At 59.8% G+C, this 16,568-nt stretch carries 17 protein-coding genes; 11 read left to right on the top strand and 6 right to left on the bottom strand.

The features are described from left to right. From AC2FF7_RS10750 to AC2FF7_RS10740, 3 genes are all read right to left on the bottom strand, one after another. The gene (locus tag AC2FF7_RS10750) at positions 1-1,578 is read right to left on the bottom strand and encodes a gamma-glutamyltransferase family protein (RefSeq protein WP_496905624.1); all 1,578 of its coding nucleotides are present in this window, start codon (positions 1,576-1,578) and stop codon (positions 1-3) included. A gap of 209 nt (positions 1,579-1,787) precedes the next feature. Beyond that, positions 1,788-2,210: an ATP-binding protein gene (locus tag AC2FF7_RS10745; RefSeq protein ID WP_496905623.1), complete on the bottom strand. Its 423-nt coding sequence runs from the start codon at positions 2,208-2,210 to the stop codon at positions 1,788-1,790. A gap of 42 nt (positions 2,211-2,252) precedes the next feature. Beyond that, positions 2,253-2,591 carry an STAS domain-containing protein gene (locus tag AC2FF7_RS10740; protein WP_170527408.1) on the bottom strand — a complete coding sequence of 113 codons (339 nt, stop codon included), beginning with the start codon at positions 2,589-2,591 and terminating at the stop codon, positions 2,253-2,255. 102 nt (positions 2,592-2,693) lie between these two features. Here AC2FF7_RS10740 and AC2FF7_RS10735 point away from each other — a divergent pair, with 102 nt between their 5' ends. Further along, on the top strand, positions 2,694-3,866 hold the full coding sequence (locus tag AC2FF7_RS10735; RefSeq protein ID WP_170754548.1) for a thiolase family protein: 1,173 nt from the start codon (positions 2,694-2,696) through the stop codon (positions 3,864-3,866). A gap of 59 nt (positions 3,867-3,925) precedes the next feature. After that, positions 3,926-4,378, top strand: a complete 453-nt coding sequence (locus AC2FF7_RS10730; protein WP_170754546.1) for a GAF domain-containing protein — start codon at positions 3,926-3,928, stop codon at positions 4,376-4,378. 6 nt (positions 4,379-4,384) lie between these two features. Here the strand turns inward: AC2FF7_RS10730 and AC2FF7_RS10725 are convergent, their stop codons facing one another. Continuing rightward, positions 4,385-4,726, bottom strand: coding sequence for a DUF1294 domain-containing protein (locus AC2FF7_RS10725; protein ID WP_480866460.1), 342 nt, complete (start codon positions 4,724-4,726; stop codon positions 4,385-4,387). 57 nt (positions 4,727-4,783) lie between these two features. Here AC2FF7_RS10725 and AC2FF7_RS10720 point away from each other — a divergent pair, with 57 nt between their 5' ends. The 9 genes from AC2FF7_RS10720 to rarD all read left to right on the top strand — a co-directional run bounded on the left by AC2FF7_RS10720 (position 4,784) and on the right by rarD (position 15,439). Next, the gene (locus AC2FF7_RS10720) at positions 4,784-5,353 is read left to right on the top strand and encodes a helix-turn-helix domain-containing protein (RefSeq protein ID WP_170783659.1); all 570 of its coding nucleotides are present in this window, start codon (positions 4,784-4,786) and stop codon (positions 5,351-5,353) included. Continuing rightward, positions 5,354-5,977, top strand: a complete 624-nt coding sequence (locus tag AC2FF7_RS10715; protein WP_480866458.1) for a LysE family translocator — start codon at positions 5,354-5,356, stop codon at positions 5,975-5,977. Positions 5,978-5,981: 4 nt separating this feature from the next. Continuing rightward, entirely contained in the window at positions 5,982-6,362 is a 381-nt protein-coding gene (locus tag AC2FF7_RS10710; RefSeq protein WP_480866456.1) for a GFA family protein, read from the top strand. A gap of 15 nt (positions 6,363-6,377) precedes the next feature. Further along, positions 6,378-8,825 carry a GcvT family protein gene (locus tag AC2FF7_RS10705; RefSeq protein ID WP_480866454.1) on the top strand — a complete coding sequence of 816 codons (2,448 nt, stop codon included), beginning with the start codon at positions 6,378-6,380 and terminating at the stop codon, positions 8,823-8,825. A 2-nt stretch (positions 8,826-8,827) separates the two neighbouring features. Beyond that, the gene (locus AC2FF7_RS10700) at positions 8,828-9,880 is read left to right on the top strand and encodes an alcohol dehydrogenase family protein (protein ID WP_480866452.1); all 1,053 of its coding nucleotides are present in this window, start codon (positions 8,828-8,830) and stop codon (positions 9,878-9,880) included. Positions 9,881-9,894: 14 nt separating this feature from the next. Then, positions 9,895-10,788: a homocysteine S-methyltransferase family protein gene (locus AC2FF7_RS10695; protein WP_480866450.1), complete on the top strand. Its 894-nt coding sequence runs from the start codon at positions 9,895-9,897 to the stop codon at positions 10,786-10,788. Positions 10,789-10,792: 4 nt separating this feature from the next. Next, positions 10,793-11,737, top strand: coding sequence for a GlxA family transcriptional regulator (locus AC2FF7_RS10690; RefSeq protein WP_480866449.1), 945 nt, complete (start codon positions 10,793-10,795; stop codon positions 11,735-11,737). A gap of 89 nt (positions 11,738-11,826) precedes the next feature. Next, positions 11,827-14,280, top strand: coding sequence for a GcvT family protein (locus tag AC2FF7_RS10685; protein ID WP_480866448.1), 2,454 nt, complete (start codon positions 11,827-11,829; stop codon positions 14,278-14,280). A gap of 253 nt (positions 14,281-14,533) precedes the next feature. Continuing rightward, complete coding sequence (rarD, locus tag AC2FF7_RS10680) at positions 14,534-15,439, top strand: EamA family transporter RarD (protein WP_496849431.1); 906 nt, start codon at positions 14,534-14,536, stop codon at positions 15,437-15,439. Here rarD and AC2FF7_RS10675 read toward each other — a convergent pair. Together AC2FF7_RS10675 and AC2FF7_RS10670 are read right to left on the bottom strand one after the other, a co-directional pair. Next, on the bottom strand, positions 15,430-16,134 hold the full coding sequence (locus AC2FF7_RS10675; RefSeq protein WP_480866445.1) for an SGNH/GDSL hydrolase family protein: 705 nt from the start codon (positions 16,132-16,134) through the stop codon (positions 15,430-15,432). The genes rarD and AC2FF7_RS10675 overlap by 10 nt on opposite strands. 1 nt (position 16,135) lies before the next feature. Beyond that, positions 16,136-16,546, bottom strand: a complete 411-nt coding sequence (locus AC2FF7_RS10670) for a nuclear transport factor 2 family protein (protein WP_480866443.1) — start codon at positions 16,544-16,546, stop codon at positions 16,136-16,138. Between the last annotated feature and the right edge of the window lie 22 nt (positions 16,547-16,568).

Below are 16,568 nucleotides of genomic sequence, written 5' to 3'. Positions count from 1 at the left end.
TCAGTAGCCAAGCGCGCAACCGTCTTTTCTGGGATCGCTTGCGCCTTCAAGCACACCGTCCTCTTTGATGAGGATTGCCTGGGCGCCGCCGAGCGGGGTTTCCGGAATTTCAACTTTGTGACCCATATCGCCTAATTGTTCAGCCACCTTGCGCGGAATTCCGCGCTCGAGTTTCAGTACACCCCCATCAGCGAATGCGCGTGGCGCGTCGATGCTGGCCTGAAGGTCCAAACCGTGATCGGTGAGGTTCGACAACAGGCGCGCATGGCCGGTTGGCTGGAACGCTCCGCCCATCACGCCGAAGGGCATGGTGATCCGGTTGTCCTGCATGACCATGCCTGGAATGATGGTATGCATCGGGCGTTTGCCGCCGCCCATTTCGTTGGGGTGGCCCTGTTGCAGCGTGAACCCAGCGCCGCGGTTTTGCAGCAAAATCCCATATTTCTCGGATGCGATGCCCGAGCCAAAACTGTGGAAGATCGAATAGATCAGTGACACTGCCATTCGGTCGCGATCGACGACGGTGATATAGATCGTATCTTTGTGAATTGCTTCAGTGACCGGTGCAGCAGCGGGCATCGCGCGATTGGGGTCGATTAACGCGGCTAAGCTGTCGGCAATACCCTGATCAGTGAACTTCTGAGCCTGTGCCATATGATCGGGGTCAGCAATGAACCGGTTGCGGGCGTCATAGGCCAACTTTGAGGCTTCAGCCTCAATATGAATACGCTCGACCCCGAACGGGTCCATACCGGACAGATCAAAGTTCTTCAGAATATTAAGCAGAAGAATCGCCGTGGCCCCCTGACCGTTGGGCGGATGTTCGAACAGTTCGGTGTCATGGTACCGGCCGCTCACCGGTTTCGTCTTGGAAAAGGCGGTCGAGGCGAAGTCCGCTTCTGTATGTACGCCGCCGCGGCTTGTCAGGGCATCGATCATGTCCAGCGCGATGTCCCCGGTGTAAAACGCATCCCTGCCGTATTTGGCAATCTGCCGCAGCACCTGGGCCTGACCGGGCGCGCGAAAAACCTGCCCGATTTTGGGTGCGGCCCCGTTGAACAGATAGTGGTCTCGTGCGGCGCCTTGCAGGTTGGATGCGCCCGATATCCAGTCAAATGCCACCCGCGGCGCGACCGGAACCCCGATTTCGGCATAATGAACGGCGGGTTGAAGAATGGTTTCAAGCCCGAGTTTTCCCTCGGTATCAGCCAAATGGCAAAATGCATCCACCGCACCGGGGATTGTCACAGCTTCGGGCGTGTTCAAGGGGACAGTCTCCAAACCCTTGGCGCGCAGGTCTTGCGCTTTGGCCGAAGCAGGCGCGCGACCTGATCCGTTAAGAGCCCGAACTTTGTTTTCGCCCGCACGATTGAAAAGTACAAAGCAATCGCCGCCGATACCGGTCATTTGCGGCTCGCAAATTCCCAACAAGACCGCTCCTGCGATCGCGGCGTCCATCGCATTGCCGCCCTGCTGCAGAATTTGCAACGCAACCTGAGCCGCCAAAGGATGTGACGTGGCACACATGCCTTCGGTCGCCAGAACCTGTGACCGGCCCGGTGTATGGAAATCGCGCATAGTGATGCTCCCGTGACTGAACGCGCCGAACGTATCGCGCGGGTTGTTATTGTCCAGTCAAATCAAGGGGAAGTTCCTCGGCGCCGTTCACTGGGTGGGGGCTGTGACACTAGGCGCCGAGGGAAGCTATCTGAGCTACGAGTTAACTTTTGCTCTTTGTTTGCGGCGCGACAATGGTCTGATCTGGGCGTTATTGTGACATTTTCGGTCTAGCCCAAGCGTGGAAAGTCAAAGCGCAGGGACAGACGATTGCAGCCGTTCGTGTGTTCATAACGGATTTCGCTGGTCAATTCATGGATCAGAAACCAGCCAAACCCACCTTCGGGCAGATCATTCAGTGAGGAGCCAAGCGGTGCAGGGACACCGTCAGGTACACGAAACCCCGGCAGTGGGTTGCCTGTGTCCGAGATCAGGATCTCAAGCCAGTTTTCGTTCAATCGGCATCTGACCTTGACCTTTGCCGGTGTAATTCCCGCATATGCGTGTTCAACGACATTATTGATCGCCTCGGCCAGCGCTATCTTGACGTCGGCAGCTTTGTGTTGCGGCAGGCCCTGAGCTTCTAGGCAGGTGCTAATTCTGGCGATGCCAGTGCTGGCTTCAGCCTCGGTCGCGGCAAAGTTCAAATCCATGCAATTCTCGTCACACATGGCCATTGCGCCCATTCAGATCCGTCAGTCCGCCGCAGCCGTCAGCGCATCGTCCAATGTCGGGTACAGCTTGAACACCGTATCCATGCGCGTTAGCCGAAACACCTTTTCGACAAATGGGTGCAGCCCGGCCAAATCCAGGCGTCTTTCGCTGCCGAGTTGCTTCATCGACGCCACGATGGCCCCAAGCCCGCTGGAATCAATGAATTCCACATCCGTCAAATCCAGAACGACCCGTGGCGCCCCGCCTTGTGCCGTGCTTCGCATGTCTTCTTTGAACTGGATGGCCATCGCGGCATCAATCCGGTCGGAATGGACCGTAATGACCTGCGTTGTGTCAGTCGTTTTGCTGGTCAGGCTCATACGCGACTATCCTTCAAACTGAAAATAAATGGTAGAAATACGCTAGACGGCAAATCTTACCATTCGGTATCCAAAGGTAGGGAAGTTGAGAGGAGCATCCGTATGAAACAGGTCGTGATCGCAGGGGCTGCACGCACTCCGATGGGTGGATTTCAGGGGATGTTCGACGGGGTCACCGCTGCCGAACTAGGTGGCGCCGCAATCCGTGCGGCGCTTGATGGTGCACAGGCTGACACAGTGGACGAGGTTTTGATGGGCTGCGTTTTGCCGGCCGGTCAGGGTCAGGCGCCCGCGCGGCAGGCGGGCTTTGCTGCCGGGCTTGGCGAGGACGTTCCCGCCACCACACTGAACAAGATGTGCGGGTCGGGCATGAAGGCTGCGATGATTGCGTACGACCAAATCGCCTTGGGTCATTCCGACACGATGATTGCCGGCGGGATGGAGAGTATGACGAACGCACCTTATCTGCTGCCCAAGATGCGTGGCGGTGCTCGGATTGGTCATGGGCAGGTCGTAGACCACATGTTTCTGGATGGGCTCGAGGATGCCTATGACAAAGGCCGTTTGATGGGAACCTTCGCCGAGGATTGTGCCGAGGCGTATCAGTTCACGCGTGAAGAGCAGGATGAATACGCCGTGCGTTCGTTGTCCAACGCGCTGTCCGCGCAGGAAACCGGTGCTTTTGACGCCGAGATCACACCTGTCGTGACCCGCTCTCGTAAGGGAGAGATCACTCATTCGGCTGATGAACAACCGCAATCGGCGCGTCCCGAAAAAATTCCGACGCTAAAACCAGCATTTCGCAAAGACGGGACGGTAACGGCAGCCAACTCCTCCTCTATCTCGGACGGTGCTGCCGCTCTGGTTCTGGCGTCGACCGATGCTGCCGAGGCCCGCGGGCTTACCATACGCGCGCGCATTCTTGGCCATGCCAGCTTTGCTCAGGCACCGGGTTTGTTCACCACTGCTCCGGTTCCTGCGGCGCAGTCCTTGTTGGCGAAAATCGGGTGGTCCAAGGACGATGTGGATCTGTGGGAAGTCAACGAAGCCTTTGCGGTCGTGCCCATGGCCTTCATGCGCGAGATGGGCCTGCCCCGTGACATCGTCAATGTCAACGGAGGGGCCTGTGCGCTAGGGCACCCAATCGGCGCTTCGGGCGCACGGATCATGGTCACGCTTTTGAATGCGTTGGAAAAGCGGAACCTCAAACGGGGTGTGGCGGCCATCTGCATTGGTGGCGGTGAAGGGACGGCGATCGCAATCGAACGGGTTTGACGCTTTGGCGTTTTCGGCATAGGTCGCTGCACAAAGCAAATTGATCCGGACCAGTGACCATGACCGTCGACTATGCGCAGCTTGCTAAAGCCATTGCCGCTCTGACCGAGGGTGAAACGGATGAGGTCGCCCTGATGGCGACCGTCACCTGCGAGGTGCATCACAGCGATGATCGCTTTAACTGGACCGGGTTTTATCGGGTGACCGAGCCCGACCTGCTTAAGATTGGTCCCTACCAAGGTGGCCACGGTTGTCTTGTCATCCCCTTTAGCCGTGGCGTTTGTGGCGCAGCGGCCCGGACCCAAGAGGTGCAGCTTGTGGCTGACGTGGACGCATTTCCCGGCCATATCGCCTGTGCGTCCTCAACCCGGTCGGAACTGGTGCTGCCTGTCTTTGACGCGCAGGGTGAGGTGATCGCGGTGTTTGATATCGACAGCGATCTGCCCGATGCGTTTACTCAGGCAGATGCCGATGGGCTTGCCTCTATCCTCCGCGATGTGTTCGCACGCTGAGGTCGGTTAGCCCAGCAGCGGGGGCAGAAAGGTGAAGGCAGCATAGCAAGCAGCGGCCTGACCGATCAGGATTGCAAATAACCACCTCGAAAATCCCCGTTTGCGGGTCTTGTGGCGGAATATCCACCGCCCGACTATGGCTCCGGGGCTGCCACCCAGCGCAGCCAGCCATAGCAGAGGACGTTCCGGCACCCGGCGCTTGCGCCGCCGCGCGCGCAGTTTGTCCCAGCCAAAGGCCAGCAGGGTCAGGGTATTGATCGCCCACAGATACATTACTGCAATCCACATGCGTGACCGATACCGAACGTGGCCGCGTGACCCAAGTGAAAAAACGCTTGGTTTTTTCATCGATTCGCGCCATCGTGAAAAACAGGGATGAAATTTCACGACAACGCGGAGCGGCAATTGAACTCTCAAGCCCCCCAAAGCGCGACCCTTGGTGCCGATATCCGCGCCCTGCGCAAAGCGCGCGGGCTGACGCTGAGCGAGATTGCTGCAAAGTTGAACCGCTCGGTCGGGTGGCTTAGCCAGGTTGAGCGGGATATGTCCGATCCGTCCATCTCGGACCTGCGGCAGATGGCCGATTGTCTGGGCGTGCCCATGTCGATGCTGTTTGCCCATTCCGCCGCCCCGGCGGATGAGCAGGGTTATGTGGTTCGCGCGGGCTCACGCCGTCCAATGGGATCGGGCGAGGAAGGACTGATCGAGGAATTGCTCTCGCCTGATCTGACCGATGATTTTGAGATGGTGCATTCCACATTCGAGCCCCGCTCGCAGATGCAGACCCCCGCCAATCGCCCGACGCAAGAGGTCGGCTATATGATCTCAGGGCGGCTGGACCTGACGATTGGCGGGCGGCAGTTTTCGGTCGGGCCGGGGGACAGTTTCCGCATCAAACACGAACCTTATCACTGGGCGAACCCCTATGATGAGCCCGCCGTGGCCATCTGGGTCATCGCCCCGCCGGTGTATTGAATGAGCTTCGAGGCCTGGACCATATTCGCTCTGTTCTGGGTGGTGTTCGTCACCACACCGGGGCCGAATGCGGTCAATTGCATCTCAAACGGAATGAGCCTGCCCTTTGCCAAGGCGATGTTGGGCGTGCTGGCGATCCTGACTCAGGCCAGCGCCTTTCTGATCCTGTCCGCGCTGGGCGTCACGGCGCTGATCGCGGCCTCACCCACCGGGTTTTTCATCGCCAAACTGATCGGCGCGGGGTTCTTGATCTGGATGGGCATCCGCGGCTGGATCAATGCCAGCAAACCCGCGCCCGCGTCCGAGCGACCCGCGCGCCACGTCTATCTGCACGCACTGGCGGTGGCAACGATCAACCCCAAAAGCGTGGCCGGGTATCTGGCGGCGTTTTCGCAATTCGTTCAACCCGACGTGCCGGTCTGGCAACAGATGGGGGTGATCATGCCCACCGCGCTGGTCATCACAACGCTCAGCTACACGGGGTTCACCCTGCTGGGTGCGCTGATGGGCAAGGCTGCGCTGGGTGCTGTGTTCAACGTCTGGGTCCGCCGCGTGATGGCGACCTGTTTCATCATCTACGGCGTGATGCTGGGTACCAGCGCAACGCCTACAGCAAGGGGGTAAAGACATGCACACCGGTTCCTGCCTCTGCGGCAAGGTCGCCTACACCATTGACGGAGACCTCGCCGCATCCAACGCCTGCCATTGCGGCCAATGCCGCAGGCAATCGGGTCATCTGTGGGCCTCCTGCGAGACGCATGAAGACAACCTCAGCTTTACCTCCAGTGAGACGCTGGGTTGGTATCGCGCCTCCGACATCGCCAAGCGCGGCTTTTGCAGCGCCTGCGGCTCGTTCCTGTTTTGGCAGCACAATGATGAGGACACGATTGCGGTTTCAATAGGGTCTCTGGACGAGCCCACCGGGCTGAAACTCGCCCAACATATCTTCGTCGCCGACAAGGGCGACTACTACGACATTCAGGACGATCTGCCCCAACGGGCATACTAACAGGGAAGCAAAACCATGAGTGATTTTCCAACCAAGGCCCGTGTGGTCATCATCGGCGGCGGCGTCGTCGGCTGTTCATCGCTTTATCATCTGGCCAAGAAGGGCTGGACCGACTGCGTTCTGCTGGAAAAGAACGAGTTGACGGCCGGGTCCACCTGGCACGCGGCGGGCAATGTGCCGACATTCTCGACTTCGTGGGCGATCATGAACATGCAGCGCTATTCGACCGAGCTGTATTCGCGCCTTGCGGACGAGGTCGATTACCCGATGAACTACCACGTTTCGGGCTCGATCCGTCTGGCGCACAGCAAGGAACGGATGCAGGAGTTCGAACGCGCCCTGTCCATGGGTCGTTATCAAGGCATCCCGATGGAGATGTGGACAGCGGAAGAGGCCAAAGAGCGCTATCCCTTCCTTGAAACCCATGATCTTGAGGGCGTTCTGTACGATCCGACCGACGGCGACATCGACCCGGCGCAGCTGACGCAGGCGCTGGCTAAAGGCGCGCGGGATATGGGGCAAAAGATCATCCGTTTCTGCCCGGCGACCGGCGTGACTCAGCATGAAGATGGCACCTGGACTGTGCATACCGATAAGGGCGATATTGCCTGCGACTACGTGGTCAACGCCGCTGGGTACTATGCGCAGCGCGTGGGCGAATGGTTCAAACCCTTTGGCGGGCGTACGGTGCCTGCGATGGTCATGAGCCACCAATACCTGCTGACCGATGAAATCCCCGAGGTGGAAGCGTGGTCAAAGGAAAACGGCGGCAAGCTGCCGCTGCTGCGCGACGTGGATATCTCGTACTACCTGCGGCAGGAGAAGAACGGCTTCAACCTTGGGCCGTATGAGCCCAACTGCAAGGGCCATTGGATGACCGAAGACGATCCGATGCCCGAGGATTTCAGTTTCCAGCTTTGGAACGACGATCTGGACCGGATCGAAGACATCGTCACCGACGCGATGGAGCGGGTGCCGCTGATGGCAACTTCGGGCGTTGGACGTGTCATCAATGGCCCGATCCCTTACGCGCCGGATGGGTTGCCTCTGATCGGGCCGATGCCCGGCGTAAGCAACGCGTTTGAGGCGCACACCTTTACCTTCGGCATCGCGCAGGGCGGTGGCGCTGGCAAGGTGCTTGCCGAATGGATCGTCGATGGCGCGACCGAATGGGATATGTGGGCCGTCGATCCACGCCGCTACACCGACTACACCGATCAAGACTATTGCAACCAGAAGGGCATGGAGGTCTACGGCAACGAATACGCCATGCACTTCCCCCATCACGAATGGCCCGCGGCGCGCGACAAGAAGCTGTCTCCGGTTCATGACAAGATCAAGGAACTGGGCGGCGTGATGGGTGCCTATAACGGCTGGGAACGTGCCAACTGGTTCGCCAAGCCGGGCGATGACACCTCGCTGGACGCGACGCATACATGGGCCCGATCCGGCCCGTGGGAGCAGCGGATCAAAGAAGAATGCGAGGCCGTGCGCGACCATTGCGGCGTGCTGGACTTGCCGGGTTTCTCGCGCTTCATGGTTAAGGGAGAAGGCGCGGCCGAGGCGCTGCGCGGGCTGGTGACGGGCGGTCTGCCCAAGGTGGGCCGGATCAATCTGGTCTATATCGCCGACGACCGGGGCCGCATCCTGACCGAGATGTCCTGCTTGCGTCTGGGCGAAGATGAGTTCGTCATGATCACCGCCGCCACCGCGCAATGGCACGACCGGGACATTCTGGTGAATGCGATGCCCTCGGGTGTCAGTGTCGAGGATGTTACCACCACACGCGACACGCTGATCGTCACCGGCCCAAAATCGCGGGACATCCTGGCGGGGCTGACCGATGCCGATCTGTCGCTGGGCTGGCTGACCCATCAGGCCGCCACTGTGGCAGGGAAACCCGCCTATCTGATCCGCGTATCCTTTGCTGGCGAACTGGGTTGGGAAGTTCACGCTCTGAACGACGACATGCCTGCGATCTATGACGCGATCCTTGAGGCTGGTGCCACGCCGTTTGGCATGTATGCGCTGAACTCGCTGCGGATCGAAAAAGGCTACCGCGCGTGGAAGGGCGACCTGTCGACCGATTACTCTCTGCTGGAAGGCGGGCTGGGGCGCTTCGTCAAACTAGACAAGCCGCAGGATTTCCCCGGCAAGGCCGCGATCCTGAACGAAAAGCAGCAAGGGGTGAAGAAGTCCTTCGTGACCCTGACGGTCGAGGCCGGTGACTGCGACGCACCCTACATGTCCTGCATCTGGCAAGGCGACCAGATCGTGGGCGAGACCACATCGGGTGCATGGGGCTATCGCGTTGGCAAGTCCATCGCACTGGGCATGATCAAGTCGGAATTGGCAAATCCGGGCACCGCGTTGGAGGTCGAGATCTACGGCCAGAAATACCCCGCTGTGGTGCAAGAGGATCAACCCCTCTGGGATCCGGCCAACGACCGGCTGCGGGCCTGACCATGGCTGTTCCGCGCGTCATGCAGGGCGTTCACCTGACCCGCCACGGCGGGCCAGAGGCGCTGGAGTGGCGCGCGGATATCCCGGTGCCACAACCCGGGCCCGGTCAGGTGCTGGTTCGGGTCGCGGCAGCTGGGGTCAACAACACCGATATCAACACACGTGTCGGCTGGTATTCCTCAGACATTACCGGCGCGACGGATGCGGTGGATCAGGAGGTCGACGCGGGCGGCTGGGGTGGCGCGTTACACTTCCCGCGCATTCAGGGCGGCGATCTGTGCGGCATCGTTGAACTTGCCGGACCCGAGACTGGGTTCCAACCCGGTCAACGAGTCACCTGCCCGATCAACCTGCCGCGCCCACGCCCCGGCAATCCGACAGGGTTCATCGCGCTCGGGTCCGAGATTGACGGGGCCTTCGCGCAATATTGTCTGGTTGAGGCGTCGGACCTGTATGACGTCTCGGCTTCACCGCTGTCGGATGCCGAGATCGCTGCCATCCCCTGTGCTTTTGGCACGGCGGAAAACCTGCTGACCCGCGCAGGCGTGACTGCAGGCCACAAGGTTTTAATCACCGGAGCTTCGGGCGGGGTCGGTCTGGCTGCTGTGCAACTTGCCCGGCTACGCGGAGCGACCGTGTGGGGTGTCACCAGCCCAGCCAAAGCCGATGTGGTCAAAGATCAAGGGGCAACGGATACGTTTGACCGTAACGCGCCCTTGCCGAAAGACATGTTCGATGTTGTGATCGACGTCGTCGGTGGCCCCGCCTGGCCCAACCTGATCCTGTCGCTGAAACCCGGCGGGCAGTATGCGGTATCTGGTGCCATCGCCGGCCCCATCGTTCAGGCCGATCTGCGCGATATCTATTTGCGCGACATCACCATCCACGGCTGCACCCATCAGGCCTTCGAGGTTTTCGGACGATTGGTCGAACTTATGAACGCAGGCCGGATCAAACCTTTGATCTCAAAAACCTATCCGCTAAGAGATATCGCCGAAGCGCAAGAGGACTTTCAGTCCAAAGCATTTGCGGGAAAACTGGTTCTCATTCCCTGAGGAAAGGTAAGGCTATGGCGGATATCACCCTGTTGGACGGCTCGATCGGGCAGGAACTGGTCAAGCGCGGTGGCGAAAAGCCCACGCCTTTGTGGTCAACGCGCGTGATGATAGATCAGCCCGAACTGGTGGGGCAAGTCCATGCCGATTACTTCCGCCGTGGCGCGACGGTGGCGACCACGAACACCTATGCCGTGCACCGCTCGCGCTTGGTGCGCGAAGGGATCGAGGATCAACTGCCCGCCCTGATCGACTCGGCGCTGACACAGGCAGAACGCGCGCGGCCGCCCTCGAGCGGGCGGATCGCAGGGGCACTGGGGCCGCTTCTGGCCTCATACCGGCCCGACCTGAAGCCCGATGTGGAAGACGCGGCCTTGAAATATGCCGAGCTGGTCGGTCTGATGAACGACCGGGTGGACCTATTCCTGCTGGAAACCGTCTCGTCCCTGCAAGAAGCCGAAGGCGCGTTGCGCGGGACGGAAAGCGCAACCAAACCCGTCTGGCTGGCGCTGTCAGTGATGGATAATGACGGCACCCGCCTGCGTTCGGGCGAGCATCTGGCGCAGGTCGCGCCTCTGGTCGATCGCTTTGCGCCGCAAGCGGTGTTGATCAACTGCACCCGCCCGGAATCGGTGATGCCCGCACTGATGATCCTTGAAACGATGGGCCGCCCTTACGGGGCCTATGCCAATGGCTTCACCGGCATCACACAAGGGTTTTTGGAAGACGCCCCCACTGTTGATGCGCTAGAAGAACGTCGTGACCTGACGCCTGAAGCCTATGCCGATTTTGCTATGTCCTGGGTCGAACACGGGGCCACCATCGTCGGCGGCTGCTGCGAGGTCGGCCCCGATCATATCGAGGCGCTGGCCCACGCGCTGCACGCCGCGCGACACCGGATCGTCTAGGGCGATGGCGGGTCAGCAGCATTTCGATATCCTCGTCGCCCCCGGCTATGTGCTGCTGGAACTGGCGTCGCTGGTCGAGGTGCTGCGGCTGGCCAATCGCGTCTGCCCGCACCCGCCCTTTACCTATGCGTATAAGTCGCTGAAGGGTGGACCGATCCATTCCAGCAGCGATGCGATGATCCAGACCGAGGCTGTCAGCACCCAGCCCAACGCGGATTACCTGTTTGTCATCGGCAATACCGACCCTGACCATCCCGACCTTTCGCTGGGTCGCGTGGTTTCGGATTACACATATCGTGGCGCACAGGTGTTCTTGCTGGCTGAAGCCGCCAGCCGTTACATCGACGAACACGGTACCGAGGATATGGCGACCCATTGGGAAAATGCCTCATTCCTGCGCGAACGCGGGGCCCGGTTCGAGGCGAAGCTCTCCATCGCCACACAGCAAGGCGCCGTTGTCACCTGTGCGGGGATGGAGGCGACGACGGATGTGGCCTTGTCTGTGATCGGCCGACACATCTCGGGGCCAGCCAAGATGACCGTGGCCGATATTATGCTGCACGAGAACATCCGCGATTTCTCCTCCATGCAGCCGTTTTCCGGCACACGTCTGACCGCCACCGGGGATGCCAAGCTGGACCAGTGCATCAAGCTGATGCAGGCCAATATCGAGGACCCTCTGCCGATCCATCAGATCGTCGAGGAACTGCATCTGTCCAACCGCTCGCTCGAGCGCAAGTTCAAGACCTTCTTCGGCACCACCCCCAACGGGTTCTACCGCGAGATGCGGTTGGCCAAGGCCAATAACCTGCTTCTCAACACCACCATGAGCGTGCGCGAGATCGGCCTTGCCTGCGGGTTCCCGAACGGGTTTTCGTCTGTTTACAAAAGCTTTTTCGGCGTCACGCCCTTTGTTCTGCGTCGTGAAAAGCGCGCGACACATCGGTGAAAATTACCGATTTTGTGACGCTTTTGGCGCATTTATTGTCGATCTTCCGTGGCATTTTGGCCCAAACCTGACAGCGCGGAGATTTCAGGATGGTTGATCTTCCCAACAAGGCCCGAGTGGTCATCATCGGCGGCGGCGTCATCGGATGCTCGGTCGCATATCACCTGACTAAGAAGGGCTGGAGTGATGTCGTTCTGCTGGAGCGCAAGCAGCTGACCAGCGGCACCACATGGCACGCCGCCGGCCTGATCGCACAGTTGCGGGCGACGGCGAACATGACCAAACTGGCGAAATATAGTCAGGAACTTTACGGCTCGCTCGAAGAAGAAACCGGTGTTGCCACGGGGTTCAAACGCTGCGGCTCGATCACCGTAGCTTTGACCGAGGAGCGAAAGGAAGAGATCTACCGTCAGGCTGCCATGGCCCGCGCCTTTGGGGTCGAGGTTGAGGAAATCTCGAACGAGCGCGTCAAGGAGATGTACCCACATCTAAATGTTGAAGACGTCAAGGGCGCAGTCTATCTGCCGCTGGACGGGCAGGGCGACCCGGCCAATATCGCACTGGCGCTGGCCAAGGGCGCGCGGCAACGCGGCGGGATCGTCAAGGAACGGGTGAAAGTCACCGAGATCGTCAAACAGGGGCGTACAGTCACGGGCGTTGAATGGATTGCCGATGACGGCAGCGCCTCGGGCCATATCGAATGCGATATGGTGGTGAACTGCGCGGGCATGTGGGGGCATGAGGTCGGGCGCATGGCAGGCGTGAACGTCCCGCTGCACGCGTGTGAGCATTTCTATATCGTGACCGAAGGCATTGACGGCCTGACCCAGCTGCCGGTTCTGCGCGTGCCGGATGAGTGCGCCTATTACAAGGAAGACGCGGGCAAAATCTTGCTGGGCGCGTTTGAACCCAACGCGAAGCCATGGGCCATGGAGGGCATCCCCGGCAGTTTCGAGTTCGACCAACTACCCGAGGATTTCGACCACTTCGAGCCGATCCTTGAGGCGGCAGTAAACCGGATGCCGATGCTGGCCGAGGCGGGGATTCACACCTTCTTCAACGGGCCGGAATCGTTCACGCCCGACGATGCTTATCATCTGGGCCTTGCGCCCGAGATGGACAATTATTGGGTCGCTGCCGGGTTCAATTCGATCGGGATTCAGTCCGCCGGGGGCGCGGGTATGGCGCTGGCCGAGTGGATGGACAGCGGTGAGAAACCCTTTGATCTGGGCGATGTGGATATCAGCCGGATGCAGCCGTTTCAGGGCAACAAGCAGTATTTGTTTGAACGGTCCAAGGAAACGCTGGGCCTGCTTTATGCCGACCACTACCCGTACCGTCAGAAAGCCACCGCGCGCGGCGTGCGGCGCACACCATTCCACCATCACCTGCTGGAACACGGTGCCGTCATGGGTGAACTGGCCGGGTGGGAGCGCGCCAATTGGTTCGCCAACGCAGGTCAGGAACGCGAGTACCACTACAGCTGGAAACGCCAGAACTGGTTCGAAAACTCCGCTGCCGAACACCGTGCGGTGCGCGAGAATGTGGGCATGTATGACATGTCGTCCTTCGGCAAAATCCGCGTCGAAGGGCCGGATGCCGAGGCGTTCATGAACTACGTTGGAGGTGGCGATTACTCAGTGCCCAATGGCAAGATTGTCTACACTCAATTCCTGAACCGCGCGGGCGGGATCGAAGCGGACGTGACCGTCACCCGTCTGACCGAGACAGCCTATCTGGTGGTCACCCCCGCAGCCACGCGCTTGGCCGACCAAACATGGATGCAACGCCACGCGGGTGGGTTCAACGTGGTCATCACCGATGTCACGGCAGGCGAGGGCGTTTTGGCCGTCATGGGCCCCAACGCACGCGGGTTGCTGCAAAAAGTCTCGTCCGCTGATTTCTCGAACGCGGCCAACCCGTTTGGCACAGCGCAAGAGATCGAGATGGGCATGGGCCTCGCCCGGGCGCACCGCGTCACCTACGTGGGCGAGCTGGGGTGGGAGATCTACGTCTCCTCGGACATGGCGGGCCACGTGTTCGAAACCCTGTACGAGGCCGGGCAAGATATGGGCCTGAAACTCTGCGGCATGCATATGATGGATTGCTGCCGGATCGAGAAGGGATTCCGCCATTTTGGCCACGACATCACCTGCGAGGATCACGTGGTCGATGCCGGGCTTGGCTTTGCCGTGAAAACCGACAAGGGCTGCGATTTCATCGGACGTGAGGCGGTTATTGCCCGTAAGGAAAGCGGGCCGCAAAGCCGGTTGTTCCAGTTCAGGCTGACTGACCCCGAGCCACTGCTGTTCCACAATGAACCCATTCTGCGGGATGGCGAATATGTGGGTTATCTGAGTTCGGGCAATTATGGCCACACGCTGGGTGGCGCCATCGGTCTGGGCTATGTGCCCTGTGCGGGCGAGAAGGCTGCGGATGTGCTTGCCTCAAGCTATGAGATCGACGTCTGCGGCGTGAAGGTCAAAGCAGAAGCCTCGCTGAAACCGATGTACGATCCCAAATCGGAACGCGTAAAAGTCTGAAACGCGGGAAAAGGGGGCGCTGCCCCCGCCGCGGCAAGGCGCGAATCCCTGAGGTATTTGAGGCCAGATGAAGTGCAGGATCCGTGCTTCATCTGGCCAAAAATATCTCGGAGCGCGAGGCAGAGCCTCGCATGTTGGTTTGGTTCCAAACATGTGACGTATCAGAATTCCTGATGGCCGGCTTCACAGTTTTCGTGGTTTTCATAGGGCAGAGGTTTGCCGTAGAGAGTCCGATATCAATCGGAGACCCGCCGTGGCAAACACACCCATCCCACAGAATGCCGCAGACACGCCCAAGGGGTTGGTATTGGCTGTCACAGCCTATGTTTTGTGGGGATTCTTGCCGCTCTATATGAAAGCCATGGCGCATGTCGGGCCGATCGAGATTGTCTCGCACCGTATTATCTGGTCAGTGCCGGTGGCGGGGTTGCTGCTGGTCGCTTTGGGGCGGACGCAGGATTTGAAGGCGGCGCTGGTGAACCCGAAGATGCTGGTTATGGCGTGTTTGACTGCGGCGCTGATCTCGGTGAATTGGGCCATTTATGTGTGGGCTATTGCCAATGACCGGGCATTGGATGCGGCGCTGGGGTACTACATCAACCCGCTGTTCAGCATCGCCTTGGGCGCGGTGTTGTTGCGAGAGCCTTTGACCAAGACACAATTGGCGGCGGTGGCGATTGCGGCGCTGGGGGTGCTGGTGCTGGTCGTCGAAGCAGGCAGCTTGCCGTGGCCTGCGTTGGGTCTGATGGTCAGCTGGGGGTTTTATGCGTTTTTCAAACGGTCTTTGCCCATCGGGCCCAATCAGGGTTTTTTGCTTGAGGTGCTGATCCTGCTGATTCCAGCCCTGATGTATGTCACCTTGCTTGGCGTGAAGGGCACAGGGCATTTTGGCATGGGGCTTACGGACACCCTGCTGCTGGCCTGTGCTGGGATCGTGACGGCTGTGCCATTGTTGGTCTATGCAAACGGGGCCAAACTGGTGCGGTTGTCGACGATGGGCATCCTGCAATACATCGCGCCCACCATGATCTTCATCACCGCCATAGCTGTGTTCGGCGAGCAGATTGACCGGGGCCGCATGATCGCTTTCCCGCTGATCTGGACGGCTTTGGTCGTGTATTCGATCCCGATGATCCGGCAGATACGGGCTCAGGCCTGACGCAATAGGCGCGCGGCCTCTACCGCCCATATGGCATAGGTTTTCGGGCTTGGATGATACCCGTCAGGTGCCGCAAGTGCCGGGTCGTCCGGCAGATCGAGAGTGAGATGTCGTGCCTGAGCGCAACTTTCCACGACATCTTGCAACCCAAGATCCAACCGGGCGGCTTGTTGGCCCAGTACCCAGGCCAGTGGTTGGGGTAACGCGGGGAAGCGGTTCATGTGTGGTACGGCGGTTACAACAACGCGCCGCGCGCCCAGCTTACCCGTCAGCAACGCAAGCAGCCGCGACTGCCGTTCTATGAAAACCCTTTGGGAAACAGCCCGCGTGACGTCGTTGACGCCCAGAGCGGTCACCGCCATGTCGAATTGCCCGTTCAAAGCCTGCAGGCGTTCGATCGTGTCCAGCGTCGTGTGCCCGGTTGTCGCCTCTAACCGCCACTCTACAGCGTAGTGGCGAGACAGCTCTCGGACCAGACACCCCGATAACGCTTGTGATTGAGTGCCTGCGCCGACACCAGCAGCTGAACTGTCCCCGGCAATCAGAAGACGCAATCGGGGACCGCGCCCTTCTCGCCCTTCACGTGGACCTGAGGGTTCGGGCAGGAACCGCGCGTTCCGGCGTACGGAAAGCCCCTGTGCCGCCAGCACGGGCAACAGGGGAACGCGTAAAAGTTGATCAGCGGCGAGAGGCATATCAGCTTAGAGCGTCTTTGAACTTGAGGAACCGCGCGTCGGTCATAACGCGCGACATCATCGCTTCGCGCAAGGCGCCAACGCTTTTGTAAGGGCGCATGACGACCTCGAAATCCTGGATCAGCCCGTCATCGTTTAGCGTGATCAGGTCAACGCCAACCGCATCCAAATCACCGATCTTGCACTGAAACTCCAGCGCCCAATCTTTGCCGCCCCCCATGATCCGGCGATAATGGAAATCAGAAAACACCTGCCCCACATGTCCTAGCACGGCCGCCACGGGTTCGCGCCCGGTCCATGTGCTGAAATAGGTGGGGGGCGAAAAACGCACGTCCTCGGCCAGCAACTCAAGGATCAGGGTTTCATCGCCCTTTGCGACGACCTCTTGCATACGCTCGATTGTTGGGTGCATTTGTTCTCCTCCGCTTTGGAAC

This window comes from Ruegeria sp. YTSC325 (assembly GCF_059609525.1).
This window is presented reverse-complemented; position numbering and strand designations above follow the sequence as displayed.

What these genes read in the sequence shown, in the direction of transcription:
- AC2FF7_RS10670 (WP_480866443.1), bottom strand. Translation starts at nt 16,546, where the DNA reads ATGCACCCAACAATCGAGCGTATGCAAGAGGTCGTCGCAAAGGGCGAT.
- AC2FF7_RS10745 (WP_496905623.1), bottom strand. Translation starts at nt 2,210, where the DNA reads ATGGATTTGAACTTTGCCGCGACCGAGGCTGAAGCCAGCACTGGCATC.
- AC2FF7_RS10730 (WP_170754546.1), top strand. Translation starts at nt 3,926, where the DNA reads ATGACCGTCGACTATGCGCAGCTTGCTAAAGCCATTGCCGCTCTGACC.
- AC2FF7_RS10740 (WP_170527408.1), bottom strand. Translation starts at nt 2,591, where the DNA reads ATGAGCCTGACCAGCAAAACGACTGACACAACGCAGGTCATTACGGTC.
- AC2FF7_RS10715 (WP_480866458.1), top strand. Translation starts at nt 5,354, where the DNA reads ATGAGCTTCGAGGCCTGGACCATATTCGCTCTGTTCTGGGTGGTGTTC.
- AC2FF7_RS10675 (WP_480866445.1), bottom strand. Translation starts at nt 16,134, where the DNA reads ATGCCTCTCGCCGCTGATCAACTTTTACGCGTTCCCCTGTTGCCCGTG.
- AC2FF7_RS10695 (WP_480866450.1), top strand. Translation starts at nt 9,895, where the DNA reads ATGGCGGATATCACCCTGTTGGACGGCTCGATCGGGCAGGAACTGGTC.
- AC2FF7_RS10705 (WP_480866454.1), top strand. Translation starts at nt 6,378, where the DNA reads ATGAGTGATTTTCCAACCAAGGCCCGTGTGGTCATCATCGGCGGCGGC.
- AC2FF7_RS10690 (WP_480866449.1), top strand. Translation starts at nt 10,793, where the DNA reads ATGGCGGGTCAGCAGCATTTCGATATCCTCGTCGCCCCCGGCTATGTG.
- AC2FF7_RS10685 (WP_480866448.1), top strand. Translation starts at nt 11,827, where the DNA reads ATGGTTGATCTTCCCAACAAGGCCCGAGTGGTCATCATCGGCGGCGGC.
- AC2FF7_RS10725 (WP_480866460.1), bottom strand. Translation starts at nt 4,726, where the DNA reads ATGAAAAAACCAAGCGTTTTTTCACTTGGGTCACGCGGCCACGTTCGG.
- AC2FF7_RS10735 (WP_170754548.1), top strand. Translation starts at nt 2,694, where the DNA reads ATGAAACAGGTCGTGATCGCAGGGGCTGCACGCACTCCGATGGGTGGA.
- AC2FF7_RS10710 (WP_480866456.1), top strand. Translation starts at nt 5,982, where the DNA reads ATGCACACCGGTTCCTGCCTCTGCGGCAAGGTCGCCTACACCATTGAC.
- AC2FF7_RS10700 (WP_480866452.1), top strand. Translation starts at nt 8,828, where the DNA reads ATGGCTGTTCCGCGCGTCATGCAGGGCGTTCACCTGACCCGCCACGGC.
- AC2FF7_RS10750 (WP_496905624.1), bottom strand. Translation starts at nt 1,578, where the DNA reads ATGCGCGATTTCCATACACCGGGCCGGTCACAGGTTCTGGCGACCGAA.